General features: G+C 67.4%; 21 protein-coding genes and 1 pseudogene. 3 read left to right on the top strand and 19 right to left on the bottom strand.

Annotated features, from left to right (window positions below):
* From ABIC66_RS13730 to ABIC66_RS13650, 17 genes and pseudogenes are all read right to left on the bottom strand, one after another.
* Positions 1 to 329 (bottom strand): annotated as a pseudogene (locus tag ABIC66_RS13730) (hypothetical protein); the annotation flags it as partial.
* A 4-nt stretch (positions 330 to 333) separates the two neighbouring features.
* A complete protein-coding gene (locus ABIC66_RS13725; protein ID WP_354070839.1) occupies positions 334 to 2,046 on the bottom strand; it encodes a DUF1800 domain-containing protein in 1,713 nt (570 codons plus the stop codon).
* Positions 2,047 to 2,122: 76 nt separating this feature from the next.
* Positions 2,123 to 3,106 (bottom strand): P-type DNA transfer ATPase VirB11, encoded by a 984-nt coding sequence (gene virB11 / locus ABIC66_RS13720; RefSeq protein WP_354070838.1) that lies wholly within the window; start codon positions 3,104 to 3,106, stop codon positions 2,123 to 2,125.
* Positions 3,103 to 4,224 carry a type IV secretion system protein VirB10 gene (gene virB10 / locus ABIC66_RS13715; RefSeq protein ID WP_354070837.1) on the bottom strand — a complete coding sequence of 374 codons (1,122 nt, stop codon included), beginning with the start codon at positions 4,222 to 4,224 and terminating at the stop codon, positions 3,103 to 3,105. Before virB10 ends, virB11 begins: the two co-directional genes overlap by 4 nt.
* Positions 4,221 to 4,967 carry a TrbG/VirB9 family P-type conjugative transfer protein gene (locus ABIC66_RS13710; protein ID WP_354070836.1) on the bottom strand — a complete coding sequence of 249 codons (747 nt, stop codon included), beginning with the start codon at positions 4,965 to 4,967 and terminating at the stop codon, positions 4,221 to 4,223. The genes virB10 and ABIC66_RS13710 overlap by 4 nt, the downstream gene beginning before the upstream one ends.
* The gene (locus ABIC66_RS13705) at positions 4,964 to 6,130 is read right to left on the bottom strand and encodes a TrbL/VirB6 family protein (protein WP_354070835.1); all 1,167 of its coding nucleotides are present in this window, start codon (positions 6,128 to 6,130) and stop codon (positions 4,964 to 4,966) included. Before ABIC66_RS13705 ends, ABIC66_RS13710 begins: the two co-directional genes overlap by 4 nt.
* Before the next feature lie 2 nt (positions 6,131 to 6,132).
* On the bottom strand, positions 6,133 to 8,505 hold the full coding sequence (locus ABIC66_RS13700) for a VirB4 family type IV secretion/conjugal transfer ATPase (RefSeq protein ID WP_354070834.1): 2,373 nt from the start codon (positions 8,503 to 8,505) through the stop codon (positions 6,133 to 6,135).
* On the bottom strand, positions 8,484 to 8,771 hold the full coding sequence (locus ABIC66_RS13695; protein WP_056045755.1) for a VirB3 family type IV secretion system protein: 288 nt from the start codon (positions 8,769 to 8,771) through the stop codon (positions 8,484 to 8,486). The genes ABIC66_RS13700 and ABIC66_RS13695 overlap by 22 nt, the downstream gene beginning before the upstream one ends.
* A gap of 3 nt (positions 8,772 to 8,774) precedes the next feature.
* Complete coding sequence (locus ABIC66_RS13690; RefSeq protein ID WP_354070833.1) at positions 8,775 to 9,080, bottom strand: TrbC/VirB2 family protein; 306 nt, start codon at positions 9,078 to 9,080, stop codon at positions 8,775 to 8,777.
* Positions 9,080 to 9,700: a lytic transglycosylase domain-containing protein gene (locus ABIC66_RS13685; RefSeq protein WP_354070832.1), complete on the bottom strand. Its 621-nt coding sequence runs from the start codon at positions 9,698 to 9,700 to the stop codon at positions 9,080 to 9,082. Before ABIC66_RS13685 ends, ABIC66_RS13690 begins: the two co-directional genes overlap by 1 nt.
* 224 nt (positions 9,701 to 9,924) lie before the next feature.
* Entirely contained in the window at positions 9,925 to 10,602 is a 678-nt protein-coding gene (locus ABIC66_RS13680) for a ferritin-like domain-containing protein (protein WP_354070831.1), read from the bottom strand.
* Between the two features lie 111 nt (positions 10,603 to 10,713).
* Positions 10,714 to 12,501: a glycoside hydrolase family 36 protein gene (locus ABIC66_RS13675; protein ID WP_354070830.1), complete on the bottom strand. Its 1,788-nt coding sequence runs from the start codon at positions 12,499 to 12,501 to the stop codon at positions 10,714 to 10,716.
* Entirely contained in the window at positions 12,498 to 13,493 is a 996-nt protein-coding gene (locus tag ABIC66_RS13670; protein ID WP_354070829.1) for a Gfo/Idh/MocA family protein, read from the bottom strand. Before ABIC66_RS13670 ends, ABIC66_RS13675 begins: the two co-directional genes overlap by 4 nt.
* On the bottom strand, positions 13,490 to 14,536 hold the full coding sequence (locus tag ABIC66_RS13665; protein WP_354070828.1) for a zinc-binding dehydrogenase: 1,047 nt from the start codon (positions 14,534 to 14,536) through the stop codon (positions 13,490 to 13,492). The genes ABIC66_RS13670 and ABIC66_RS13665 overlap by 4 nt, the downstream gene beginning before the upstream one ends.
* On the bottom strand, positions 14,533 to 15,792 hold the full coding sequence (locus ABIC66_RS13660) for an MFS transporter (protein ID WP_354070827.1): 1,260 nt from the start codon (positions 15,790 to 15,792) through the stop codon (positions 14,533 to 14,535). Before ABIC66_RS13660 ends, ABIC66_RS13665 begins: the two co-directional genes overlap by 4 nt.
* A 26-nt stretch (positions 15,793 to 15,818) precedes the next feature.
* Positions 15,819 to 17,144, bottom strand: a complete 1,326-nt coding sequence (locus ABIC66_RS13655; RefSeq protein ID WP_354070826.1) for a glycerate kinase type-2 family protein — start codon at positions 17,142 to 17,144, stop codon at positions 15,819 to 15,821.
* A gap of 93 nt (positions 17,145 to 17,237) precedes the next feature.
* Complete coding sequence (locus ABIC66_RS13650) at positions 17,238 to 18,143, bottom strand: LysR family transcriptional regulator (protein ID WP_354070825.1); 906 nt, start codon at positions 18,141 to 18,143, stop codon at positions 17,238 to 17,240.
* A gap of 196 nt (positions 18,144 to 18,339) precedes the next feature.
* On the opposite strand from ABIC66_RS13650, the gene ABIC66_RS13645 reads away from it, so the two are divergent.
* Together ABIC66_RS13645 and ABIC66_RS13640 are read left to right on the top strand one after the other, a co-directional pair.
* Positions 18,340 to 20,799, top strand: coding sequence for a TonB-dependent receptor (locus ABIC66_RS13645; RefSeq protein WP_354070824.1), 2,460 nt, complete (start codon positions 18,340 to 18,342; stop codon positions 20,797 to 20,799).
* Between the two features lie 79 nt (positions 20,800 to 20,878).
* Positions 20,879 to 22,156 (top strand): MGH1-like glycoside hydrolase domain-containing protein, encoded by a 1,278-nt coding sequence (locus ABIC66_RS13640; RefSeq protein ID WP_354070823.1) that lies wholly within the window; start codon positions 20,879 to 20,881, stop codon positions 22,154 to 22,156.
* 290 nt (positions 22,157 to 22,446) lie between these two features.
* On the opposite strand, the gene ABIC66_RS13635 is transcribed toward ABIC66_RS13640, so the two are convergent.
* Positions 22,447 to 23,208, bottom strand: coding sequence for a phytanoyl-CoA dioxygenase family protein (locus ABIC66_RS13635; RefSeq protein WP_354070822.1), 762 nt, complete (start codon positions 23,206 to 23,208; stop codon positions 22,447 to 22,449).
* A 93-nt stretch (positions 23,209 to 23,301) separates the two neighbouring features.
* On the opposite strand from ABIC66_RS13635, the gene ABIC66_RS13630 reads away from it, so the two are divergent.
* Positions 23,302 to 24,120, top strand: a complete 819-nt coding sequence (locus ABIC66_RS13630; protein ID WP_354070821.1) for a helix-turn-helix transcriptional regulator — start codon at positions 23,302 to 23,304, stop codon at positions 24,118 to 24,120.
* Here ABIC66_RS13630 and ABIC66_RS13625 read toward each other — a convergent pair.
* Positions 24,070 to 24,729 (bottom strand): helix-turn-helix domain-containing protein, encoded by a 660-nt coding sequence (locus tag ABIC66_RS13625; RefSeq protein WP_354070820.1) that lies wholly within the window; start codon positions 24,727 to 24,729, stop codon positions 24,070 to 24,072. The genes ABIC66_RS13630 and ABIC66_RS13625 overlap by 51 nt on opposite strands.
* Positions 24,730 to 24,731 lie beyond the last annotated feature (2 nt).

Raw genomic sequence — 24,731 nt, 5'->3', positions numbered from 1 at the left:
AGCACCACGCCCAGGCCGCCATCGTCCCAGACCGCCTTCAGCGGGGCCATGGCCGCGTGCAGGCCAAAGGCCGTGCCGGAGAGCGGCACGAGGCTAGACTGGGCCAGGGCGATGCCCGACCCCCGCTGCTTGGCGTAGTCGGCGTAGCGGCCGTCGGTGGGGGCGACCATGTTCCAGGCGTCATTGCCGCCGAACAGGAACACCCCGACCATGGCCCGGTAGCCCGAAGCGTCGGCGGCCAGGGCGCTGGACAGGCCCAGCTGGCCCAGGGCCGCGATCGCCGAGCCGCCGGCGACCGTTTGCATCATTTCACGACGAGAGACGGACATACGCTTACCGATCGACTTGGAAGAGGGGCGAGGAGGCGACGATGTACAGCGCCGTCTGGGCGCGCTTGCGGGCTTGCAAGGCGGGGTCGGTGTTCTTGATCGCGGCCATGGCCGTGGCGATCGCCTGACGCTGGGCGGGCGTCATCGTCCCGTTCAGCATGACAAGATTGATCCGGTCGATGGTCTTGCCGTCGTTCGTCCCGTTGGCTTCCCAAGACGCCCAGTCGGGGACCGTACCGAGCGCGCCTAAGGTCGGCTTGAACTCTCCGCGCGTCGCGTCGCCGCCGACCGTCCAGTCATAGAGGAAGTTGTGCCGGGCGATCATGGTCGAGGTCGTCATCAGCTTGCTGACCGGACTGACCAGCCCCGCGCCCTGCGGCAGCGGGAACTCGTAGGGATAGAAGTTGAATACCGATGGCGCACGGAACGGCGCCTGACCCATGCCCGCGTCGCGAGTGAGAAAGGCATAGCCGTCGGTCTTGTAGCCGATGGCGCGGGCCAGCGAGGTCGCCAGCAGCACCGGCTCCTTCACCTTGCCCGGCAGCTGCGAGACGGTGCGCGCTTCGCTGTCGAGATAGATGGCGCGAACCACGGCCTTCAGATCGCCGCGCACGCCCGAACCGTTGTCGGCGAACACCGCCGCGACGCGACCGACATAGGCAGGGGTCGGGTTCGCGATAGTCAGCTGCTGGATCAGGCGCTTGCAGATGTAGGGACCGGTGTTGGGGTGGTTGAACACCGCGTCGACCACGGCGTCGACGCTGGCCTGCTGGGCGGCGCCGGCCGGCACGGTCTTGCCGAGAAAGGTCTTGGCTCCGGTGTCGTAGCGCGTGGCGTAGACCACCATCGGCTGGGTCCAGTCGCGACTGTTGTTGTCCGTCGGCGCCGCACCGTTGAGACGGGCATAGGTCCAGCCCGTCAGGGCGCGGGCCACTTCCTTGACGTCGGTGTTGCTGTAGGTGGGGATGGTCGCGCCGGTGTTGTCGGTTTGCGGCGTGCCATCGGAGTTCAACAGCACCGTGCCAACCGAGAACAGCTGCATCAGCTCGCGCGCATAGTTCTCGTTGGGCTGGGCCTTGTTGCTGTCGGCCATATCCAGGTAGTCGCCCATGTACGGGTTCAGAGTGACCGCCTTGAGGATGTCGCGGTAGTTGCCGAACGCGTTGCCCAGCAGGATCTGGTTGAAGGTCGCCAGGCCGGCGGTGTTGTGGACTTCAACCTCGGAGGCCACGACGATCTGCGACAGCGCGAAAGCGACCCGTTGGCGGAGCTGGTCGTCCTTGCCGATGGCGTTAGCGTAGAACCGCATCTGCATCGGCGTCGCCGAGAAGTTCTCGCGATTGCAGTTGGTCAGGTCTGTCCCGGTCAGGGTCGAGCAGACATTGCCGAGCACCGGCTTGGCGGCCAGGTCGGCATAGGTGCTGGACGACAGAGCGAACTGCTCGGTCAGCCAGGCCTCCGGGCTGCCAAGGTCGTAGATGTGGGCGATCAGCTCAGACGTCGAGCCGAAGCTGGTCTGTTTGGCCAGGCGAGCGGCCGCGTCATGCGTGAATTCGGTTGGCGCGTTCGGGAGGGTGCCGCCCGAGCCGCCGGTCGAGATTGACGCCGGCGCATCGCGGCCAGCCGAGCCGCCGCCGCTCGAACCGCCGCCGCCGCAAGCGGTGAGGAAGAAGGCCAGGCTCAACGCCGCCGCCGAGCCGAAGTACTGTTTACGCATGACGAAGTCCCTGACGCGCCAACGGGCGGTGCGCCTGAAGCTGGAAAACCAGAAAGAAACGAGGCCGGATGAGGGTTTAGCGGTCCTGGAAGACGACCTCCCGGACCGCGCGGACGCCGTTTTGGCGATGAAGCTGGACGAAGACGTCGACGACACGCCGGACATGGTCGACGACGTCGGCGCGACGCAGGTTGGCGCCCGCCTGCAGCGCCATCAGCGCCAACTGGTCGACGGCGCCGGCGGGATTGTCGGCATGGACGGTGGTCATCGAGCCGGGATGGCCGCTAGATACCGCGCGCAGGAAGCTGAACGCCTCGGCTCCCCGCAGTTCGCCCAGGATGATGCGGTCGGGCCGCAGACGCAGAGAGGCCTGCAGCAGATCTTCGGCCGTGACGCGGGCCTCGCCCTGTTCGCCGCGCACGGCCACCAGGCCGACGGCGTTGGGATGGATAAGGCGGATCTCTGGCGCGTCCTCGATCAGCACCAAGCGCTGATGAAGCGGCACTTCCTTGAGTAATGCGTTGAGGAAAGTGGTCTTGCCGGTCGAGGTGCCGCCGCTGACCACGATGTTTTTGCCCGCGCGCACAGCGGCGGCCAGGAAGTTGCGGATATCGCCAGCGTCGAGGAAGGCGCGCAGGATCGCGTCCGAATTGGTTTGAGGCGCCAGCGTCTGGTCGAAGGCGCCGGACGCGGCGTAGTCCGTGAGGCTGAGATCGCTGACCACGTGCTTGCGAATGGCGAGCGCCACGCCCTCGCGCGTGGCGGGCGGCGCCACCACCTGCACCCGTGCGCCGTCGGGCAACATCGCCGATAGGAGCGGATGCTCGCGGCTGACGCCCTGGCTCGACAGGCTGGCCACCTGACGGGCCAGCCGCCAGAGGTTGGTTTCATCGAGGGCGGGAACCTCGACGCGCTCGGCCGCGCCGCCCAGCCGCTCGATCCACAGCTCGCCGGGGCGATTGACATAGAGATCCGTCACCGCCGGCTCGGCCAGCCAAGGCGCGAGCGGGGCCAGATAGGCCTCCAGATAGACGCCCAGCTTGGTGGCGTGGGCGCTCATTTCCGCGTGCCCGAGAAGTCGAGATCGCGGGCGACGAAGATCGTCACCGGCGCGCCCTGGGCGGTCTGGATGGTAGGCGAGACGCGCTGGTCGGACTTGACGGCCGTACCGGCTAGATTGGCCGCCTCCGCCGCCGTGCCGATATAGATCTGCGAGGTCGAGCGGGCGTTGCCGACGGCGGCGACGCCGGCGTTCAGCACCGACATCAGGATCGAGCCGCCGAAGCGGCTGAAGAAATGGCGGTCGACCTTGCCCTGCAGACCGCCGCGGCCCAGCGGGTCGGCGGCGGGAGACGCGATCTGGATCGAGACGCCGTCGGGACGGATCACTCGGGTCCAGATCACGAAGACGCGCGAGGCGCCCAGGGCCACGCCCGACTTGTACTGGCCGATCACCCGGCTGCCGCGCGGGATCAGCACCGTGGAGCCGTCGAAGCTCTTGATGTCGCGCGTGACCATGGCGCGGGCCAGACCCGGCAGATCGGAGTTGATCGCGGTCTCCATCACCGCCGGGATCACCGCGCCCTGCGGGATGACGGCGTCGAGGTCACGCATGACCGTGGCCTTGGCGGGCTCGGCGTCGCTGGTTGAGACCCGGTCGGCGAAGCGCTCGTCGGGATTCAGGCCGGTGTCGGCCGGGGTGCTCTTGGCTGTCGACATGGTTTGGCCGGCCTCGACGCTGGCCTTGATCAGGATCGGCGCGCCGCCGAAGTCGACCACCAGGGTCGGGGCGCGGCGGCGCTGGTCGGAGTCGACGGCGGGTGTCGGCGGCAAGGGTTCGGCGGCCATCGCGGCGACCTGCGCCGGCGTCGGCGGCAGGCTGTTGTTCTCGGTGAATTGCGGACCAGGGATCGGCGGCGCCGGCGGCGCCGGCGGCGCGGTGAGCGCGGTCGCGGCGGGCGCAGCTGGCGCAGCGGGCCTAGTCGCGACCGGACGTGTGTGGGCGTCGGCGCGGTGACTGGACATCCACAGGAAGACGCCAAGCCCCAGCACGCCGAAGCCGGCCATGATCACGGGCGTCGGCAGGCCGGCATGGGCGCGGGCGACGGTTGGGCGGACCTGGGCGTCGGCGGCGGCGAGGTCTTCGACCACTTGGGCGGATTGGCGCGGATCGGTCATCGAGCGGCCTCCTGATGGGCGGAGAACGCGGCGTTGGTGATGGTCAGGCTGGACTTGCCCGAGCGCAGCACGAAGCGCGGCGCCAGCTGGTCGACGACCAGATAGCCGTCGCGGACCACGGCGTTGGCCAGGCCCTCGACGCCGTCGGCGCCGACCACGAACACAGCCGGGAGGTCGGCCTGTTGGGGCCAGGCGAAATAGGTCGCCGCGCCATCGTCGAACACCTTGGTCGGCTGGATCGTGGCGTCGCCCTTGGTGCTGTAGGCGCTGTTTCGCGCCACGGGCGCGGTCGGCGGGGGCGGCGAGGCCGCCACGATGACCGGCGCAGGCGTGGCGACCAGGAAACGCACGACGTAGGCGAGGTCCTTGGTCGAGGCCTTCGGCGCGGCGACGACCAGTTCGAACACGTAACGGCGCCGGTCGGTGACCACGGTCATGTTGGTGGCGGCCGTACGGTCCAGCGGCTTTAGGAACAGCAGATTGGCCTTCTTGTTCGGCGTCACCTGCCAGCCCATGGCGTCGCCGATCGAGACGTTCTCGATCCGCTCGTCGGGGGCGAACTCCAGCATGGTCTGGATGCCGAAATAGCCGGTCAGACGCACGACCTGGTCGGGGTCGTAGGCGACGGTGCGGATGCGGGGGTCCACGACGCCGGGGCGCGGCGTCTCGGTGGCCAGGGCGGGGCCGGCCAGCGCGATGCTGAAGGCAAGCGTGGTTAACAGACGGGGGTAAGCGAAGGTCACTGATCTCTCCGGGCGCCCGAGGCGGCGCGGCGGGGGGCGGGTGTGCGGCGATAGCTGTGGCCCAGCGGGGCGGCTTGGCCGGCATGGGCGGTCGAGACGGGCGAGCCCCGATCAGAGACCACGGTCAGCAGGCGCGGCGCGATGGGATCGGAGGCGGGCGCTTTGGTTTCGCGGCGATCCAGCGCGACGGCGGCCGCCGCGATGGTGGCGGCCCGACTCATCGGCTCGACCTGGGACGCGGCGTAGCGCGGCGTGTCCGGAGCGGCGTTGCGGTCCGACCAGGGGGCGCCGGCCAGTCCGCGCGGCAGGCGCAGGCCCGCGGCGACGACGCTCAGAGCGATCACCGCCAGGACCATCACCAGGGCGAAGACCAAGGTCAGGACCAGCACGGTCACGGCCGGATCGATGTCGAATGCCGCGAACTGCTGGGCTGCGCGCGCTTCGGCGAGGGCCTTTAACGACGGCGCCATCATGGCCAGCTCCAGCGACAAGGTCAGGGTGGCGACCAGGGGCGTCAGCGCCAGAGCGATCATCGCTTTCAGCCAGCCCTCGACCAGGCCACGCGTGGCCTCGAACAGGGTCAGGCCGGCGACCAGTGGGGCCAAGGCTAGAAGAATGGCCAATACAACCTTGCTGGCCAGCAGCACACCCAGGGTCGACAGCACCAGGGTCAAGCCGCCGGTATTGACGGCGAAGGCTCCGAAGCCTGGCCCGCCCTGCATTGCCGCCGGGCCCGAGCCGGCTCGGCTGGCCATCAAGACCGCCGACTTTTGTAGGCCGTCGAAGGCGTCCTGCAGGCGCGCGAAAGGCGCGTCGCCGCCCAGCAACAAGCCGCCGATCTCGGCGGGACCTTTGGTCAAGGTGTCGTAGACCAGTGTCTGGAACAGCGTCCAGTTGGTGGCCAGCGCCACGACCAGTCCGATCTTGATCATCATCAGGGTGGCGTCGCCGACCCGTAGGCCGCCACGACCTAGGATCAGGCGATAGCCGACGAAGACGATATACAGGGTCAGCAAGCCGGTCAGCAGCAGGCCGACGGGCGAGCCCGCACCGGCCAGGGTGGCGTAGCCGGTTTGAGCCAGATCATGCACCCGGCAGTCGACCGAGCCGATCAGGCCCTGGACCATCTCTGCGTCGGCGGGAGATTGAGCGCATCCGGCCATGGTCACGCGGCCTCCAGCAGCCGGGCCATCCAAGCCCGCGGATCGTCGCCCAATTGCTCGCGTAGCGCGTCCAGTTTGCGGACCGACGTCTCGCGGCCTGAAAGCACGGTCAGCAGTTCGGGCGCGCCGGCCAGGTTCAGGCGGGCCACGACGCTGTCGGTCCCGTGCTTGATCAGGAAGCAGCGCGCGGTGTCGGGCAGGGTTTTGACCAGTTCGAACTCGTGCGCGGTTAGGCCGAAGCCTTCGCAGTAGTCCTTGGCCTGGGCCTTCGGGTTGGCCATGAAGATCTGGGTCGCGGCCTGCTCGATGATCGCGCTGGCGATGCGGCTCTCGAGAGCGTCCTGGGCGCTCTGGGTGGCGAAGCCGACCACACCGTTGCGCTTGCGCAGGGTCTTTTCCCAATCGCGGATGCGGGCGACGAAGGCGTCGTCGTCCAGAGCTTTCCAGCCTTCGTCGATGACGATCAGGGTCGGATGGCCGTCCAGACGCTGTTCCACGCGGTGGAACAGGTACATCATGGCCGGCGTCCGCAAGGTCGGATCGTCCAGTAGCTGGGTCATGTCAAAGCCCAGGGTGGCCTGTTCGAGGTCTAGGCCGTCGGTATCGTTGTCGAACAGCCAGGCGTGTTCGCCCGTCCCGTGCCAGGGGGCCAGGCGCGCGGCGAGGTCGGCGGCGTCGGGGCGGCGCGCGCCCCGGAACAGCTCGGCGAAATAGCGCAGGCGACGCAGGGCCGGCGCCTGGTCGAAGTTGGCGTCGACGGCGTCCTTGATCCGCGCGGAGTCGTCGGCTGACAGGGTCTCGCCGGGGACGGCTGCCAGCTTGGCGATCCATTCGGCCAGGAACTTGCGGTTGACCGGGGTGTCGGTCAGAGCCAGCGGATTGAAGCCAGTAGGCTGACCTGGGCGCAGGGTCTCGTAGCGGCCGCCGATGGCGCGCAGGAAGATCTCCGCGCCGCGGTCCTTGTCGAAGAAGACGATGCGCGGGCTGTACTTGCGGGCCTGGGCCAGCAGGAAGTTCAGCACCACGGTCTTGCCCGAACCCGACGGACCGATGACCGTGAAATTCCCCAGATCGCCCTTGTGGAAGTTGAAGTGATACGGCCCCGCCGAGGTCGTCTCCAGTAGAGTGACGGCCGGCCCCCAGTGGTTGGCCTCGGCTTGGCCGACCGGGAAATTGTGGCCGCTGGCGAAGCCCGCGAAGTTGGCGGTCGAGATCAGAGCTTTGCGAGCGATATCCTTGAAATTGCCCGGGAACTGGGCCCAGAACGCGGGCTCCAGATTGATGTCCTCGCGCACCGCGATGGCGCCCATCTCGGTGAAGGCCGACATGACCTCGGCGGTCGAGCGGTCGAGCGTGTCGAGCGTCTCGCCGCGCACCAGCACGGTCAGGTGATGCTCGCCGAAGGCCGTGCGGCCCGAGACGACGTCGTCCTTGGCGCGGGTCAGGTCGGCGCGGAGCGAAAGGCCGTCATCGTCGGCGGCCTTCATGCGGCGCAGAGCCAGGTTCATCCGTTCCAGGGTCGGCTGGCGGTCGACGAAACCAAAGCTCTGGGTGACGACCATCTCACAAGGCAGGCGCAGCAGGTCGTCCAGCATCCCCGGCGTAGTCTGCGCCGGATAGTCCTTGACCGACACCATGGCCCCGAAGCCACGCGGCAAGGCGCCGGCGCGCGACAGTTCCAGCGTCTCCAGGCCAAAGCTGGCGCGGCGATAGGGCAGGTAGTCGCCGGCGTCGCCCTGCGGAACCAACACCGGGCGCATCTCGCCGTTGTAGAGGCAGGACAGGAATTCCAGCGGTTCGGAGCAACGTCCGGCCGCGCCGTCGTAGATTCCCAGAGCTCGGGCGCCATAGGGGGCGAGGGCGGAGATCAGGCTGTCGCGGGCGCTGTCCAGTTCGCGGCGGTCGGCGGCCTGGGTCGCGGCGGCCTCGGCCTTGCCGGTCCCTTTTAGAGCGCGAAGGAAGCCGTCGATCAGGCCGCCGTGGCCCTGCAGCGGGCGGCGGACGATCGTCAGGAACAGGTCGTTGACGTAGAGCTTCCGCGCGGCCAGGCGCTCGCTCCAGGTCGCGTCGAGGTCGGCGCTGAAGGCGTCGGGAAATACGCCCTGCGTCTGGGCGTCGACTTGGCGGCGGACCACGTGGTGATAGATCGCGAACCGGGAGCTGGCCAGACCACGCAGCATCACGTCGCGCACGGCCTTGCGGTAGTTTAGCTCCTCACTGTCGGCCGTCTCGAACGGCAGGCCTGCCAGGTGGATGACCTGAATCAGGAGGCCATCGCGCGTCTCCAGCGTGACGTCGTCGAGGTGGCGCGCATAGGGCAGGCGCTTGCCCGCCGACGCTTCCTTCTTCGGATTTACGCACTGTAGCTGTTGCATCGCCAGGCCCGGAAGTTGGGAACGCGGGGGCAGCGGCTGACCTTCGTCAGCCACAGATCAAAGATGCGCGGTTCGCGCAGGCAGGCCGCGTAGCCGATCGCATGGATCACCAGCGCGGCCGCGATGGCCCAGAACGACTTGGTGATCAGGAAGAGTTCGGCGGTCACCACCCCGTTGATCACGAAGTAGCTGTAGGTCACGCCCGCGAACATCTGCGGACGGGTCAGGGCGCCGAACACTACGTCGCGATCCAGCGGGGCGGCCATGGCTCAGGCCCCGGCGGCGGCGCGGATGCCGCCGACGATCGTCGTGGCGCCGAATAGGATGAAGCAGCCCAGGATGACCGTCGCGCCGTAGCGCCAGTTGAGGCGGCCGGTCAGCATCATGAAGCCGACGGCGGCCACGGCCATGACGGCCACGGCGGTGGCGACATTGCCCATCAGTGTGCCTTGCAGCCAGGTAACGCCAGCCAGCAGCGCGCCTGAGCCCTGTGGATCGGCCTGGACGGCCTGGGCGTGGGCCTGGGTGGCGGCGGCGGCGAGGGCGGTCGCGAGGGCGAGAAGAGCTTTGCGCATCAGTTGGGGGCTCCGAAGGCGGGGGCGGCGATGGACGCGCCCGATGCGGCCATGCGGCCGAGGATCGAGGTCACGTAGGCTTGGGTTTCGGCATACGGCGGCACGCCGCCATGCTTGCGGACGGCGGCTGGACCGGCGTTGTAGGCGGCCAGGGCCAGGCGGACGTCGCCGCCAAACTCGGACAGCATGCGGCGCAGATAAAGCGCGCCGCCGCGAATATTCTGGCTGACATCGAACGGGTCGACGCCAAGGTCGCTAGCGGTGCCGGGCATCAGTTGCATGACGCCCACCGCGCCCTTGGACGAACGCGCGTCGGCTCGGAAACGGCTTTCGCGCCAGGCGACGGCCTCGATCAGCCTGGGATCCAGGGCGTAGGCGTCGGCGGCGGTCGAGAGTTGCTGGCGGACGGTGTCAACGCCCGTCGTCCCAAGGATCGGCGGTTCGACGATAGGGGCCAAGGTCGTGACGCCATCCTGGGTAAAGACCGCCGGACCGTCGAAACGCGTCACCGCGCCGTCGGCGCCGATCTCCAGGACTTGAGCGGCGGCCGGCTCCGCCGAGAGGCAGCATGCCGCCGCGAGCGCCAGCAAGATCGCCTGGCGGGCGATATCGAATACCAATGACGCCCCCTCGATACGCGAAAACAAATCAGTGTGGTTAACCGAAATGTATCTTGAGGGATTTGCGCCGGTAATGCGGCAGGTTGGCGCAATTGTAATTCGAAGCTGTCGTCAAAAATGCTGAACTGAAAGACTATTCCATGCTCAAGCTTCGAGTAATGTCGGCGCGTAGACTTTACGAATCTATTAATGGAGGGTTAATTTCGCGCCGTTGCACTAGCGCACTAGGCGGCGATCAGAGCCAGCTCAGCCGCTTGAGCCTCGTCGCGCGCGTCAGGCCAAGTTGTTCGGCGCGCGAGCCTGGGCGTCAGGAACAGGACCGGAAGCTTCAGGACCAGCAACTCGCCGTGGACAAAGCCGTCGATGGCGCGCTCCCAGCGATTGGGCTGCCGGCGGCCGTGGTCACGCAGCCAGCCGTCATAGGGCGCCCAGTGGCTGGGTTCGTCCTGTTCGATGACGCGGAAGATCTTGGTCAGGGTGCTGTCTGCCAGGACCGCGGGCTTTCGGAGCAACACCGCGACTTGGCGATGTCCGCGCTTCTCGGTCAGCGAAATCACCCGGCAGAGGCGCTCGAAAAGATCTTCGCGGCCGATCAGCAAAGGGGAGAGATCGTCGATCGGCGAGCCGAAGACGATCTCGACGAACCGATCGATATGGCCGCAGGCGCGGTCGATGTTGTACGGCATCACGCCGCGGCGTTCGAACCAGCGACGGAACATCAGATAGTGCTTTCGCTCGTCGGCGCGGTGGCGCTCCACCAACGCGATCAGCGCGTGATCGTCAGGCCAGCTCAGACGGATCGCCGTCAGCATGCGATCGATCGCGGTATAGCCGCGGTGCTCGTTGTACAGATAGATCGAGCACAGCAGGTCCAGGAACCGGCGTCGTAGCGTTTCACCCATGGCCCAGGTCCAATCGTCGAGGTCGCACGGCGTCGCGCGACAGCCTCAACCTTGGCCGTAACGGCCGGTGACGGACCTTGTTCCACGGCTGCGCCACGCGACGTGTTGCGCCTATCGGAGGAGTCCGTCGTCGCTCAGCCTGGAATGGTGCGCGGGCAGGACTTGTCCGCCCACCTCCATCTTGACGTTACTGGCGTTGAACAGATGGGTCAGGACCTCGCCGTTAGGGCGGGTCGCCGTCTGGACGATGGCGCCGGGCCGGGTTTCGACACCTAGCTGGGGAAACTCGCACCGAAGCCGGGTTTCGCGCAGGAGAGCCGCGAACAGCGCCGCCCGCTCGGGCGAGAGTTCGCCGAGGTGGTCGCTGGTCATCAGCACCCCGCCGGCCAAGCCCGCGAACAGCGCCAGGGATCGCACCTCGTCATCGCTGAGCTCGTGGAAGCGTGAACGCAGCAGGATGCAGTCGGGATCGGCCTGCCAGAGACGTCCGGAGGCGTGGTTGCGGGTCACCTGGTCGCGAAGCAGGCTTTCGGCCGAATAGTCGCCCTTCCAGCTGACGCCAATGTCGCGGCCGATCCGCATGGCGTCGACATAACCGATCGAGGCCCAGAGCGGACAGCCGCAGCCCAGCCAGAGCGCCTCGCCGATCTCCTCGCGGATCAGCCGCATCATCTTCTGGAAGATGGCGATGCGCGAGACGCCGTCCTCACGCCAGATCGCGCGATCGGGCCCGTATTCGGCGCCGAAGAGCATGAAGTCGGTCTTGAAGTAGCCGCACCCCCAGGCGCGCCAGGTGCGGAACACCTGGCGGATATAGGCCTCGGCCTCGGGGTGGGTGATGTCGAGCGGGTAGTATTCCTCGCTGCGCTTGTGCCAGCGAAACTCGCCGTAGAACCTCATGTGGACCAGTGGCTCGCCGGTTGCGCGCTCGCGCACGACCCAGTCGGGATGCTGTGCGAAGAGCTTGCTGCGATTGCCGACCATGAAGGGCGCGATCCATAGGCCCGGCGTGAAGCCGGCCGTGGCGATGTCGGCGAGTAGCGACGCCATCCCGCGTGGAAACTGCGGTTTGACGTCGAGCCAATCGCCCATTTCCGGCGTGAAGCCGTCGTCGATCAGAAAGACCTCCAGGGGGACGTCGCGCGTGTCGCGAAAGTCCGCCGCGCCGGCCAGGTGATCGAGGATCCGAGTCTCGTCGATCGCCGCATAGAGGCTGTACCAGGAGCACCAACCGGTGATGCGGCGGTCGAGACGGCGCGGCGCTACCGGCGCCGCGTCGGCGACGATGTCGTCCCAGGTTTGGCAGCCCTGTTCCAGGCTGAGGCTTTCGAACAAGACGATCGGTTCGGCGAAGATCTGGCCGGCGTGCCGCGCGCGATCCCACAGGGTCTCGACATCCATCACGAGGTCGTCGGCGGTTCCGCGCCAATGGAACCGACTTTGGAACCGGTCATGCCGCGTGAAGCCGACGATCACCGCCCCGCTGTCCTGGCGCGGGAGAAGTCCGGTGAAGGCGAAGCCCAGGTCGGGCGCGCGTGCTGGATTGGGATCCTGGGCCCGCTCACCCGGCGTGACGAGGAAGCTGCCGTCCCAGCTCTGGTAGCCGTTGCGCAGATAGCGCGCGACGCCCGCGACCGCGCCAAAGCGCAGGCCGAGGCTGTCGACAGGGCGATCGGGCGCAAGGCCGTCCGCTCTAAGTCGCAGAGTGGTGATCGCTCCGACCTCGATGTTCAGACGCAGAGTCACGCCTTCCCACGGCGCGGCCAGGTGCCAGACGCATTGGGTTTCGTTCGCGGCGAACGCCAAGCTGGCGACGATTTCTCCGTCGATCAGCGGGACGAGCGCGCCCAGGCCGATACCGCCAAGGGTGAAGCGCAGCAGCGTCGGATCGAAGGTCATGAACGCAACCGGATTTCGCGGCGCTCGTCCGCCGACTGGCGGGCGGCTAGCGCCAGCCGCAGCGAGGCCTCGCCCTCGGCGAGGGGGATCATTGGCGCGCGGGAGGTGGTGATCGCGTCGTGCAGGTCGATCAGTTGGGCCACGAACGGATCGGTCGCGCCGGCGATAACTTCGTCGCGCGCGGGACTCTCGGCGGTGTGGGTGATCGTGGCGGTGTTCCAGTCCTGGAAACGGCTGGTGGCGCGCTCGGCGACGATGCGCCATTCCTTCTGCCAGCGTCCCGGGACGGCGATATTGCTGGCATTGAGGCTGGCCACGCGGCCGTCGTCCCAACCGAACAGAAGCGCCGAGACGTCCTCGATGTCATAGCCGGGCGTGGCCTGGTGGAAGAGGTTGGCGGCGCGGGCGTAGACGGTGTCGGGCTCACCCATTGTATGGCGGACGAGATCGATCAGGTGGATCACCTGTTCCAGCATCTGGCCGCCGGAACTCGCCCGTTCGCGCCACCAGGGGGCGTGCAGCGCATTGCAGTGATAGCTGCCGGAAAACAGGCCCGGTGCGCCTATTCCCCCGGCCCGTTGCAAGGCCCCCCATCGCCGAACCGCGTCGCCGAAGCGGTACATGAAACCCACGGCGGCCACGACGCCGGCCCTCTCGACCGCGCGCGTCATCGCGGCCGCGATGTCGAGATCCAAAGCGATGGGCTTTTCCACGAGAAGATGGACGCCATGCGCGGCGGCGGCCTCGACCTCGCCGTCGCGGGCCGACGGGGGAGACGCGACGATCAGCAGATCCAACTGGGCCTGATGAAGCATCGCCTCGAACCGGGTGAACGCCTCGCCGCCATGGGTGGCGACGAACTGGCCGGTGCGTGTCAGGTCGCGCCCGCACGCGGCGACGAAGTCGAAACGATCGCCGGCGTTTTTCAGCGCCGCCACATGACGCGCGCCGATGCCGCCCGGGCCCAACAGCCCGACGCGCAAGCGCTTCATGCCTCGGCTCCGAAGGTCAGGACGGTCTGCAGCAGGCCGGGCTCGCCGGCGTCCAGGCGAGCGAAGAGGTCGATGGCGTCCTCGAACGGCGCGACGTGGGTGATGAGGTCGGTCAGGTTCAATCGACCCTCGTGCTGCAGCGTGATAGCCGTGCGCCACAGCCGGGGTTTGGACCACCGATAGCTCGCCTCCGGCGCGACGCCGGAGATCTGCGAGCAGATCAGCTGGATGCGGTTGTGGTGGAACTCCTCGCCCAAGCGCAGGCCCATGACCTCGCCCTGGAAGAAGCCCATGGCCACGACGCGCGCGCTGTAGGCGACCGCCCGGATCGCCTCGGCCAGGGCCGCGGGCGCGCCGGAAACCTCGATACAGGCGTCCGCGCCTCGTCCCGAGTTGGCCGCCTTGATCGTCTCGGCCGCGTTCTCGGGGGCGATCGCCTCGGCCGCGCCGTGGGCTAGCGCGATCGCGCGGCGGTGGGGATCGGGATCGACGGCGATCACCCGCGCGCCGGACCGATGGGCGGCCTGGACGACGATCTGGCCGGGCACGCCTAGGCCGAAGACCGCCACCGTGTCGCCGATGCGGATCTGGGCGTCGTGGACGCCGTTTAGCGCCACGGCGCCGATGTGGGAAAAGACGCCAATACGCGGATCGGCCCCTTCGGGCAGCAGACGCTCGCGGGCGTAGTCGGCGGTCGCGACGTGGTGCGTGCGATGGCCCCAGGCGCCGAAGAGCCGCTGACCGACCTTCAAATCGCCGACCTCGGCGCCGACCTCGATGATCTCGCCGACTTCCTCGTAGCCGAGGTTGCGCACCGGATAGGGCCAACTGGGCGCTTCCGCCGGCAGGAAGAGGCGCTGGGTCTCGTCGAACCGGCGATGCATGAATGGATTGACGCCGCGATATTGCGACAGCTCCGTCCCGGCGCTGACGCCTGAGAACAGCGTGCGGATCCGCACCTCGTCCGCGGCCAGGGGCGCAAGGTCGAGAGGTTCGAACGCCAGGGTCTTCGGCGCGTTGAGCAGCAGAGCCGAGGGACTCATGACACGGCTCCGACAGGGTCGTGGGGAAGGATCGCCTCGCGGGTCGTCTTGCTGGACACCAGGAGGATGGCGACAGCGACGAAATAGAGCGCGGCGAGGGAGGCGATGGCCATGGCCATGCCCAGGATCTCGCCAGCCTTGGCGACAAAAAGCGGTGCGAGGCCCGCGCCGATGAAGCCGGACATGGTCATGATCCCGACCGCGGTGGAACGCGCCCTGGCAGGCACCACGTCGTGCATGGCTGCGTAGATGCAGCCGTCGAACAGGCCCTTGCCGATGCTCGACGTCAGCAGCACCAGGCCCACGGTCCAGACGGAGTCGGCGAGCGCCAGCGGCGCCAGCAGGACGCCCGCGGCGGCGAGGCCGATCGTCAGAGCATGGAAGCGGCCGATGGTCGAACGCGCGGCCAGCCAGTCGGCGAGCAGACCGCCCAGCGGCACCGAAAGCATGCCGGCCAGGTTGATCGGTACGGCGCCGGTCAGGGCCGATCGGGTCAGGTCCGTCGCGAACTTGTCGTGGACGAAGGTCGGCGCCCAGATGGTCAAGCCGTTCGAGGCGGCGGTCGCCAGGAAGAACACGCCGCACAGCATCACGGCCGGCTTGATGCGCAGGACCATCCCCAGCGGTTCGTCGTGCTTTTCGGCGCGTTCGGCGTCCCGATGCGGTGCGTCGCGCAGGTACTTGAACAGCAGTAGCGAAAAGGCCACGCCAGCCACGCCGAAGATCAGGAAAGGCGCGCGCCAGCCCAGGTGATCGCCGATGAAGCCGGCGATCAACGACCCCACCAAGGCGCCGGCGAAGACGCCGGTCTGGTGCAGCGAAAGCGCTCGGCCCCGGGTCTTGTTGGGATGCCAATCGCTGATCAGGGCCGTGGCGCTGGGATAGTAGGTGGCCTCTCCGATGGCCACGAAGGCTCGAGCGCCGATCAGCATGGCGAAGCCGGTCGACAGCGACACGAAGCCGGTCGCCACGCTCCAGAAGATCAGCCCGGCGATGATGACCTGGCCACGCCGCATCTTGTCGCCGAAGCGGCTGGTGAGGAACACGGCCGCCGCATAGACCCAGAAGAAGATCGTCGTGGGCAGGGCCAGTTGGGTGTTGGTCAGGCCGAACTCGTCGCGGATCGCCGGCATGACGCCGACCAGCAGCGATCGATCCGAGGAGTTCAGAAAGGCGCAAATCCACAACAGGCCCACCAGGAGCCAGGGATAGGTGGAAAGCGCGCTCGCCCGAGGGGGCGCTGTGCTCGCGGTCATGGTTCCTCCCTTTCGCCCGGGCGTTCTTAGGCGACGCGCGTGGCCGGGCCGCCCACCAGGATGGCCCGAAAGTCGTTGACGTTGGTCCGGGTCGGACCGGTGATCACTAGGTCTCCCAGCGCCTCGAAGAAGGCGTAGGCGTTGTTGGCGCGCAGGTATTGGACCGGGTCGACGCCTACCTGTTTGGCGCGCACCAAGGTGTCGGGCAGCACGATCGCGCCGGCCGCGTCGTCGGTGCCGTCGATGCCGTCGGTGTCGCAGGCCAGGGCGCAGATGTCGGGCGCGCCTTGCAGGGCGATGGCCAAGCCCAGCAGGTATTCGAGATTGCGTCCGCCGCGGCCAGCCTTGTTGGTCACCGTGACGGTGGTCTCGCCGCCGGAGATGATGGCGCGCGGCTTGCCGTCCGCGCCGAGGCGGCGAGCAAGGGCGGCGTGGCTGGCGCCCAGGTGCCGGGCCTCGGCCTGCAGCTGATCGCCCAGGCCGCTGACCACGAAGCCCATGGCTTCGGCTCGCTTGGCGGCGGCGGCGAGGGCGTCGCGCGCCCGGGCGATGATCAGGGTTTCGGCGCCGGCCAAGCCCAGGCTGTCGCTGACGGGGGTCTCGTTGCTGGGATCGTCGAGCGCGGCGGTGACGCTGGGCGGCGCGGCCACGCCGTAGCGATGGAGGATCTCGCGCGCCATCTCCAGGGTGGTGGCGTCGGGCGTGGTCGGACCCGACGATACGAACGAGGGGTCATCACCCGGCACGTCGGATATGATCAGAGTGGTGACCTTGGCTGGCCCCGCCGCCTGGGCCAGGCGTCCGCCCTTGATCCTGGAGATGTGCTTCCGGACGCAGTTGATCTCGCCGATCGTCGCGCCGGACTGCAGCAGCGTGCGGGTCACGGCCTGCTTGTCGGCCAGGCTGACGCCAGGGGCGGGGGAGGACATCAGGGCGGAGCCTCCGCCCGAGAGCAGGACCAGCAACTGGTCGTGAGCGGTCAAGCCGTGGGCCATTTCCAGCGCCCGTTGGGCCGCGCGCTGGCTGTTGTTGTCTGGCACCGGGTGGCCCGCCTCGATGACCTCGAGGCCTTGGGGCCGAGGACCGGGCTCGAGGTGGCCATAGCGAGTGACGACAAGGCCCGTAACCTCGGCGCCGATACGCTCGAGGGCGACCCGGGCCATGGCGTCGGCGGCCTTGCCGATCGACAGCAGGACCGTTCGGCCACGGGCGGCGGTGGGCAAGTGCCGGGGCATGGCCGCCCGGGCCGAGACCGCGTCGAGCGCGGCGTTGAAGAGGTCCATCAAGGCCGCGCGCTGGGCCGGATAGCTTTGCTCTGCGTCGCGCATTGGCTGCATTTGCGGCGTCGTCACCCTGGCCTCCCCTTATGACGCAACGCTGCCCCAAAAGCGGGTTGTGCTCCCAGTGCGGAAATGTGGAACGCTGCGTCCCACGATCGGCAACGATCAGTCGACCTCCCAGGACAATCGGCGACGCAGACGCTCGACCATGAAATCAATCAGCGCCCGGACCCGGGTGGGCAGCGTCTTGGGATCGGTGAACACCGCGTGGAAGGCGACGTCCTCGGTTTTCCAGCCGGGCAGGGTGTCGACCAGCCGGCCCTCGGCGAGATCCTGCTTGCACAGAAAGGCGGGGAGGTTGGCGATGCCCAGACCGGCCAGCACGACCTCGCGCAGCATCAGCAGGTCGTTGCAAACGAGGCGCGGGGCGAATGAGACGGCGATGTCGTGACGCCCGTCGCTGAGCATCCAGCGATAGTTCCGATCCACCGCCCCGGCGGCCAGCAGGTCGAAACGCGTCAGTTCCGCGTGGCTCTGCGGCATTCCCTTGCGCTCGAAGTAGGTCGGCGCGCCAAAGGCGCCGGCCTCGCTGGCGCCCAGCTTCACGGCGTAGAGTCCGGAGTCGGCCAGGGGCCCCGGAGCGACGGCGAGGTCGTAGCCTTCGCGCAGCAGGCTCGTCGGATCGTCGGCAAGCGTGGTGACCACGCGAAGGTCCGGATAGAGCTCGAGAAACTCGGTGAGCAAAGGCGCCATTAGAGTCAGGCCCAGCGCATGCGGCAAGGCTAGGCGCACCAAGCCTTGCGGCTGCCGCTGCTGGCTCTGCAGGGCCCGCTCGCCGTCGCGCAACAGACCAAGGCTTCGCAGGCAGTACTCGAAGAAGATCGCGCCGTCGGGCGTCACGGTGACGACGCGGCTGTTGCGATGGAGGAGCTGAGAGCCGAGATGGGCCTCAAGTCGGGAGATCCGTCGACTGACGGTCGACTTGGGCATGCCCAGCAGTTCGCCGGCGCGCGTCAGGCTCTCGACCTCGACCACCTTGGTGAAGACCTGCAGGTCCCCGAAGTCCAACATCGGACCCTCCCGGTTGCAATTTTCGGGTCATGCTAGGGGCAAGGTTGCTGAATTCGCAACGCATTGTTCCGACTAATCGGACTTCCCGATTTTCCGCTCTGGACCGAACCCTTGGAATACCCAGGGTCGCCGAAACCAATCGTCGGGCCTTTCACGAGACCGCCAACAGAGCGGCCCAAAACAGCAGGGGGGTACCATGACCACATCCCATCGCCGGGCCATGCGCCGGCGCACCCAACTCCTCGGCGCCGCAGCCTTGATCCTCACGCCGGCCCTGGCCCAGGCTCAGACCGCGCCGCCGCCGGCCGAAGCCACGACCGTCGAGGAAATCATCGTCACCGGCACCAGCGTGGCCCGCGCGGCGGAAAACACGCCGCTGGCCGTCACCGCCCTGGGCGAGGATCGCCTGGCCAAGCTCACGGCGACCAGCCAGGCCGACATCCTCAATTCCGTTCCGACCATCAAAGCCGACGGTGGCGGCGGCGAAGTGGCCGCCAATGTCTTCGTCAAGGGCCTGCCGTCGGGCGGCCAATACCAGTTCACGCCGCTGATGTACGACGGCATCCCGGTGCTCAGCACCTTCGGCCTCAACTCCTCGGCCTTCGACGTCTATGCCCGCAACGACCTCGGCATTGAGCGTCTGGAGTTCGTGCGTGGCGGGGTGTCGAACCTGTTCGGCCCCGGCTCCGTGGCGGGCCTGATCAACTACATCTCCAGGACCGGCTCCGAGGACGCCCGCGGCGTCGTCCAGCTGGAGGTCGCCGAGAAGGATCGCTATCGCGGCGACATCGCGGCCAGCGGTCCGCTCGCCAACAACCTCTACTACGCCGTATCGGCCTGGTACCGCACCGACGACGGTCCAATCCGCACAGGCCTGGACACCAAGGGCTACCAGGTTCGCGGCAACCTGAAATGGGCGCCCGACGACAGCGGCTCGATCACGCTCTACGGCCAATATATCGACGACCAGGCTCAGTTCTATCTGCCGATCCCGCTGGACGGGGCCAGCCGCAATCGCATCAAGGGTAACGACGGCAAGACGGTCTATTCGGTCCAGACCAATGCTGTCGCCGGCATGGGCTTCCAGACACCCGACGGCCGGTTCACGACCGACATCACCGATGGCGTCACCTCCAAGGGCGGCATGGTCGCCCTGGCGTTCGACAAGCATTACGACAACGGCTGGGGCTTCAATGGCAAGCTCAAGTATTCGGACTACAAGCACAAGTTCGGCCTGTGGTCCGACGGCGACGGAGTCATCAACGTCCCCGAGACCCTGCAGAGCTTCCTGACCAACCGGAACCTCGGCAGCGCCTCCAACGCCACCTTCACCTATGCCGACGGCTCGGCCGTGGCCGGCAATGCGTTGCTGTTCGCCAATCGGTTCACCGATCGTGATCGTCCGGTCACGGACTTCACCGCCGAGACCAACGTCACCAAGAAGCTGACCATGGGTTCGGCCGAGCACAACTTCACGCTCGGCGGCTTCTACAGCGACGCCGACGCTCGTGACGTGAACGTCACGACGACCTATCTGGCCGCGTTCAACAACCAGCCCAAGCTGGTCAATCTGGTGGTGCGCAACCCGACGACCAACGTCCAGACGATCGTGACCCAGGGGGGGCTGCTCAATGCCGGCGCCGGCTACGTCAACAACCACCACCAAGCCAAGCGCAAGGCGATCTATTTCGCTGACCAGATCGAGGCCGGGCGCTTCGTCTTCGACCTCGGCGGCCGCTGGGAGAAACTCAAGGGCGAGATCAGCCGCGAGCGCACGGCCACCTTCGTGACCGACGCCACCACGCCCAACCTGGCCACGGCCCTGCGCGACGTGGTCTGGGGCAATGACACCTTCCTGACCGCCAAGGTCCACACCAGCGAGTGGGCGGCCGCGGCCGGCGCGCTCTACAAGCTCAACGACAACCTGAACCTCTACGCCAACGGCTCACGCGGCTACTTCTTTCCCGAAGTCCGCGCCGTGACCTTCAACGCCTTGAACCAGCCGGCGACCTATGAGGCCGAGATCATCAAGCAGGGCGAAGTCGGGGTGAAATACCACAATGGGCGCTTCAGCGGCACGCTGGCGGCGCTGTGGACCAAGCTCGACAACCGTCGCCAGATCCTGTTCGTCAACGACGGCGCGGGCGGCTTGACCGAGCGGGTCAATATCGTGGCCACCAAGTCCAAGGGCCTGGAGGCGACCTTCGACGTCGAACTGGTCCAGAACCTGCGCTTCAGCGGCAACGTGACCCTACAGGATCACAAGTACACGGCCTTCGACACAACGCCGGCTAATATCGGCCACAAGCTCGAGCGCCAGCCCGACGTGCTGTACAACGCTGGTCTGTACTACGATGACGGTCGTCTGGATGCGTCGCTCTTCACCAACTTCACGGGCGACAACTACACCGCCGCCAATAACGCCATCGAGCTGAAGAGCTTTAACGTCGTCTCGCTCGACGCCGGCTACAAATTCCAGTTCGCCGGCGGCCACGAGACGCGGTTGGGGGTGAACGTGTTCAATCTCCTCGATACCGACGCCACCACCGAAGGCTCGCCGCGCCAGGACTCGGCCCAGACCAGCGGCGGCGCCTATTTCGTCGGCCGTCCGGTCCTGCCTCGCCGCGTCACCGCGCGCTTGACCATGAAGTTCTAACCCGTACGACCTCCTCAACTCCCAATCGGGCGGACGAGCTTCCCGCGTCCGCCCGTATTTTTTTGCAACGAGCCCCACCGTGACCAGCACTCTTTCTCCCGCCCAAATGGGCGAAGCGGCCCGTCAGATCCTGATCGGCAACGATCGGGGCGGCTACACGGTCCCCAATGGTCGCGTCTATCCGTTCCAGTGGAACTGGGATTCCGCCTTGGTGGCCCTCGGCTTCGCCACCTTCGACCTCGACCGCGCCTGGCGGGAGGTCGAGACGCTGTTCAAGGCGCAATGGCCCGACGGCTTCTTGCCGCACATCGTCTTCTGGCAGGACGACGCCGGCTATTTTCCGGGACCGTCGGTCTGGGCCTCCGGGAGAACCCCGCCGACCTCCGGCATCACCCAGCCGCCGGTCGCGGCCAGTGTCGTGCGTCGCTTGTGGGACGAGCACGAGCAGGCCGGCTATCGCGAGCGATTGGCCGTGCTCTTTCCCAAGCTCCTCGCCTGGCACCGCTGGTTCCACCAGTACCGCGATCCCCAGAAGAAGGGCGTGGTGGTGGCCATGCATCCTTGGGAGACCGGCCGCGACAATTCGGCGGAATGGGACGGTCCGGCCTCCGCCGTGGACGTCTCACGGGTTGGGGAATACCAGCGCCGCGACACCAGCCATCTCGACCAGAGCATGCGGCCGACCAAGCTCGACTATGACCGCTATCTAGCGATCGTGCAGTTCGGGCGCGCCAGCGGCTGGAACCACCAGACGATCACCGACAGCAACCCCTTCCGCGTCGCCGACGTCGGCATGACCATGATCCTGCTGCGCGCCAACCGGGACTTGCTCGCCCTGGCCAAGGTGCTTGGGGACGCGGCGGCCGAACGCGAGATCCAGTCCTGGCTCGACCTGGGCCCCGTCGCCGGCGACTACCTTTGGGACGAGAGTCTCCAGGCCTACGGCTCGCGGGACATCATCACCGGTAAGCCTTGCGGCGCACTGACCAGCGGCTCGTTCCTCAACTTTTATGGCGACGTGCGCCATGCCGAGCGCGACCGGATCATGCTTGCGCATGCCGAGCGGATTTCCGGCAAGGTGGGCCACATGGTCCCCAGCCTGGATCCGGACGATCCGCGTTTCGAGCCGATGCGCTACTGGCGCGGGCCCGTATGGGCGGTGGTCAATTTCCTGATCGGCTCTGGCTTCGCCATGGCCGGACATGACGATTGGGCCGCGCGCGTCCGCCGCGACACGCGCGAACTGATCGCGACGACCGGCTTCCACGAGGCCTACAACCCCCTGACCGCCGCCCCGAGCGGTGGCGACGACTTCTCCTGGACCGCCGCGATCTGGCTGGCCTGGGCCGGTCGTTAGCGGCGAGCGGCGGCCACGAACGGATCTCGCGCTGGCGGCGAGGCCTCGCGTGGGATCGTTGTCCACATAGGTCGCGGCGACCAGCCTCGGGTGCGCGGCCGGTCTCGACCCAGGCTTCCAGCGCCAGGCGGATGTCATGGTCGGGATCGGCGCGCGACGCCGGCGCGACCGGGGCCTGGCCGAAGGCGACCGGCGCCGCGCCGCCCTGGCGATGCAGCATGCCCGGGATCATGAACAGCTTGGCCTGCGCGGCGACGACAGCGCCGAAGCCAACGCTGGGGCGGTGAGCATCAAGCGGTCTTGCGCTCCCACGCAAAGGCGAAGGCCTCACGTCGCGGATCGACGCCGGCCAGCATCATGCCCTGACCTCGTGAGCCGTGGCCCTCGGTCAGGGGCTCGTCCTCGGGATCGCGCATCTGCACCAGCAGGGTCGTGCGCGCCTCGTTCGAGCGATTGATCCCCGAACCATGCACTAGGAGGTAGTTCATGAAGATCGCATCGCCCGCCTTGGCCGGGATCGGCGTGGCCGTTTCCAGCGGAAACTCCGGCAGGTGGTGGTCGGCGCCGACCGACTCGAGCGGGCCCAGGGCCTGGCTGCCAGGCGCGACACGAAGGCAGCCCTTTTCGTCGGGGGCGTCGTCGAAGTGGATGATCGCCGCGATCATCGAGTGACGCGCGTGCGGGAAGTAGGGGTAGTCCTGGTGCATGGGAAAGGGAGAACCCTTCTCGGGTGGCTTGATGAACATCTTGCAGTGGTGGAGCTGCACGTTCGGGCCGATGATCGACTGGGCCACGCCCGTCAGGCGTTCGTCCAGAAGGAGACGACTGAAGGCCGCCGACTGGAACTGGACATCGTGGCAGTGGGTGATCCGCGTGCCCTGGCCACGTTGAGAAGCCCAGGTCGCGTCGTTCTCGCCGATCCGCTCGGCCAGGGCGTGGCTTTCCCGACGATAGGCGGCGGCGTCTTCTGGGGTCAGCAGGCCACGGACATGAACATAGCCGTTCTTCTGGTAGAATTGCCGTTCTTCTGGCGTCAAGCTTATCGGGGGCATCGGGAGAATTTCCTGGGTGACTTGGCGTGACCCTAGGGGTGAGCGTGCGCCGTTCAATTGGAGGCGATCGCGATCTGTGGTACAAATTCGACGATGACCGCTTTTTCCTGGCCCGCGCTTTCACCGCCGGTCCTCAAGCTGGCGGGGCAGTTTCCGCTCGCTGACAGCGATTTCGAGACGCGTTATCGCGGCGACGCCCACGCCCTTCATCTGCACGGATACGCCGCCACGATGCGGCTGGGGGCGACGCTGTTCGACATCGCACCGGGCGATCTGACGATCAGTCCTGCGGGCGTCGAGAGCGCCTACGATCTGCCAAGGCCTGGACGCCATTGGTGCGTCCACTTCCATCCCCGTTCACAAGCCGAGCCGCTCGCGCGCGCGCCGTTGCATCTGCGGTTGGGACCTGCGGCGACCTATGTAGCCGACCGCCTCGGCCAGATCACCCGGCTCCACGTGAAGGCCGGGCAGGGTGATGGGGACGCGCTGGCCGGCTGCACGGCCTCGGCCATGCTTTTGGAGCTTCTGCTGTGGTGCGCCGCGCGGTATCAGTCGTCTTCAACGGATCATGACGCGCTCGCCGACCGGCTTGCCGCGCTGATCGAGGCCAGGTCCGCCGAGGCCCTGGGCGTGGGCCGTCTGGCCAGCCTGGTGGGCGTGCCCCAGCACACGATCGCCCGGGTGTTTCGAGCGCGCTTCGGCGTGACCATTCCCCGATATGTGATCCAACGCCGCATGGCCCAGGCGCGCTATCTGCTGGAAACCAGCGACCTGCCGATCAAGCAGGTGGGCGAGCGTGTAGGAATCCCCGATCCCCAATATTTCAACAAGCTGGCTCGTCGCCTGTTGGGCGCGAGCCCGTCAGAGATCCGCGAACAGGCGCGCCATTCCGTCGTCTTTGCCGCGTCCTGATCGGGGCGATCGACCTGTACCGCCCGCGGAGTGCTGATCGCGGCCCGTGCGGTTCTCGCGTCGCCAGCGGCCTGGCGGGACGCCGACCGCTCTGTGGAAAATCCGGCACATGTGGGCTTGGTCGGCGAAGCCGCACTCTAAAGCGATCTGGCACAAAGAAAGACGGGTCTCCAGCATCATGGCCCGGGCGCGCTCTAGGCGGCGGTCGATCACATACGCTCGGGGCGTCAGGCCGAAACTCTGCTTGAAGGTCCTGGAGAAATGGCTCGTGCTCATCGACGCCAGCTTGGCCAGTTCGCGGCTGCTGATCGACCGATGCAGGTTTTCGGCGATGTAGCGCGCCGTTTTGCGCGCCAGCCATGGCGCCAGGCCTTGGGACGCGTGGCGGGCTGGGGAAGGTGAAGGGCCGAGTGCCGGCTCCAGCAGACGCCAGGCTTGATCTATGAAGCGCCGCGCCCGTCCCGGGTCGAGGTCGATGACGTCTCGGGCGCTGCTCAGCATGACCAGGATCGCTTCGGCGATCGGAGGCGGGGTGAGGTTGTCACGCGCGCTGCCGGGGGAAACCCTCATGTCGCTCACGATCGCCTTCTCCCGCTTGGACGCCGTCACCG

It is taken from the genome of Caulobacter sp. 1776 (assembly GCF_040545685.1).
In the GTDB taxonomy this organism is placed as follows: Bacteria; Pseudomonadota; Alphaproteobacteria; order Caulobacterales; family Caulobacteraceae; genus Caulobacter.
Note: the sequence above shows the minus strand (reverse complement) of the source record. Positions and strands in the feature narration are given on the sequence as shown.

Excerpts from the sequence above, each read along its gene's own strand:
- ABIC66_RS13725 (WP_354070839.1), bottom strand. The coding sequence starts at position 2,046 with ATGCGTAAACAGTACTTCGGCTCGGCGGCGGCGTTGAGCCTGGCCTTC.
- virB11 (WP_354070838.1), bottom strand. The coding sequence starts at position 3,106 with ATGAGCGCCCACGCCACCAAGCTGGGCGTCTATCTGGAGGCCTATCTG.
- virB10 (WP_354070837.1), bottom strand. The coding sequence starts at position 4,224 with ATGACCGATCCGCGCCAATCCGCCCAAGTGGTCGAAGACCTCGCCGCC.
- ABIC66_RS13705 (WP_354070835.1), bottom strand. The coding sequence starts at position 6,130 with ATGGCCGGATGCGCTCAATCTCCCGCCGACGCAGAGATGGTCCAGGGC.
- ABIC66_RS13700 (WP_354070834.1), bottom strand. The coding sequence starts at position 8,505 with ATGCAACAGCTACAGTGCGTAAATCCGAAGAAGGAAGCGTCGGCGGGC.
- ABIC66_RS13695 (WP_056045755.1), bottom strand. The coding sequence starts at position 8,771 with ATGGCCGCCCCGCTGGATCGCGACGTAGTGTTCGGCGCCCTGACCCGT.
- ABIC66_RS13690 (WP_354070833.1), bottom strand. The coding sequence starts at position 9,080 with ATGCGCAAAGCTCTTCTCGCCCTCGCGACCGCCCTCGCCGCCGCCGCC.
- ABIC66_RS13680 (WP_354070831.1), bottom strand. The coding sequence starts at position 10,602 with ATGGGTGAAACGCTACGACGCCGGTTCCTGGACCTGCTGTGCTCGATC.
- ABIC66_RS13675 (WP_354070830.1), bottom strand. The coding sequence starts at position 12,501 with ATGACCTTCGATCCGACGCTGCTGCGCTTCACCCTTGGCGGTATCGGC.
- ABIC66_RS13670 (WP_354070829.1), bottom strand. The coding sequence starts at position 13,493 with ATGAAGCGCTTGCGCGTCGGGCTGTTGGGCCCGGGCGGCATCGGCGCG.
- ABIC66_RS13665 (WP_354070828.1), bottom strand. The coding sequence starts at position 14,536 with ATGAGTCCCTCGGCTCTGCTGCTCAACGCGCCGAAGACCCTGGCGTTC.
- ABIC66_RS13660 (WP_354070827.1), bottom strand. The coding sequence starts at position 15,792 with ATGACCGCGAGCACAGCGCCCCCTCGGGCGAGCGCGCTTTCCACCTAT.
- ABIC66_RS13650 (WP_354070825.1), bottom strand. The coding sequence starts at position 18,143 with ATGTTGGACTTCGGGGACCTGCAGGTCTTCACCAAGGTGGTCGAGGTC.
- ABIC66_RS13645 (WP_354070824.1), top strand. The coding sequence starts at position 18,340 with ATGACCACATCCCATCGCCGGGCCATGCGCCGGCGCACCCAACTCCTC.
- ABIC66_RS13635 (WP_354070822.1), bottom strand. The coding sequence starts at position 23,208 with ATGCCCCCGATAAGCTTGACGCCAGAAGAACGGCAATTCTACCAGAAG.
- ABIC66_RS13630 (WP_354070821.1), top strand. The coding sequence starts at position 23,302 with ATGACCGCTTTTTCCTGGCCCGCGCTTTCACCGCCGGTCCTCAAGCTG.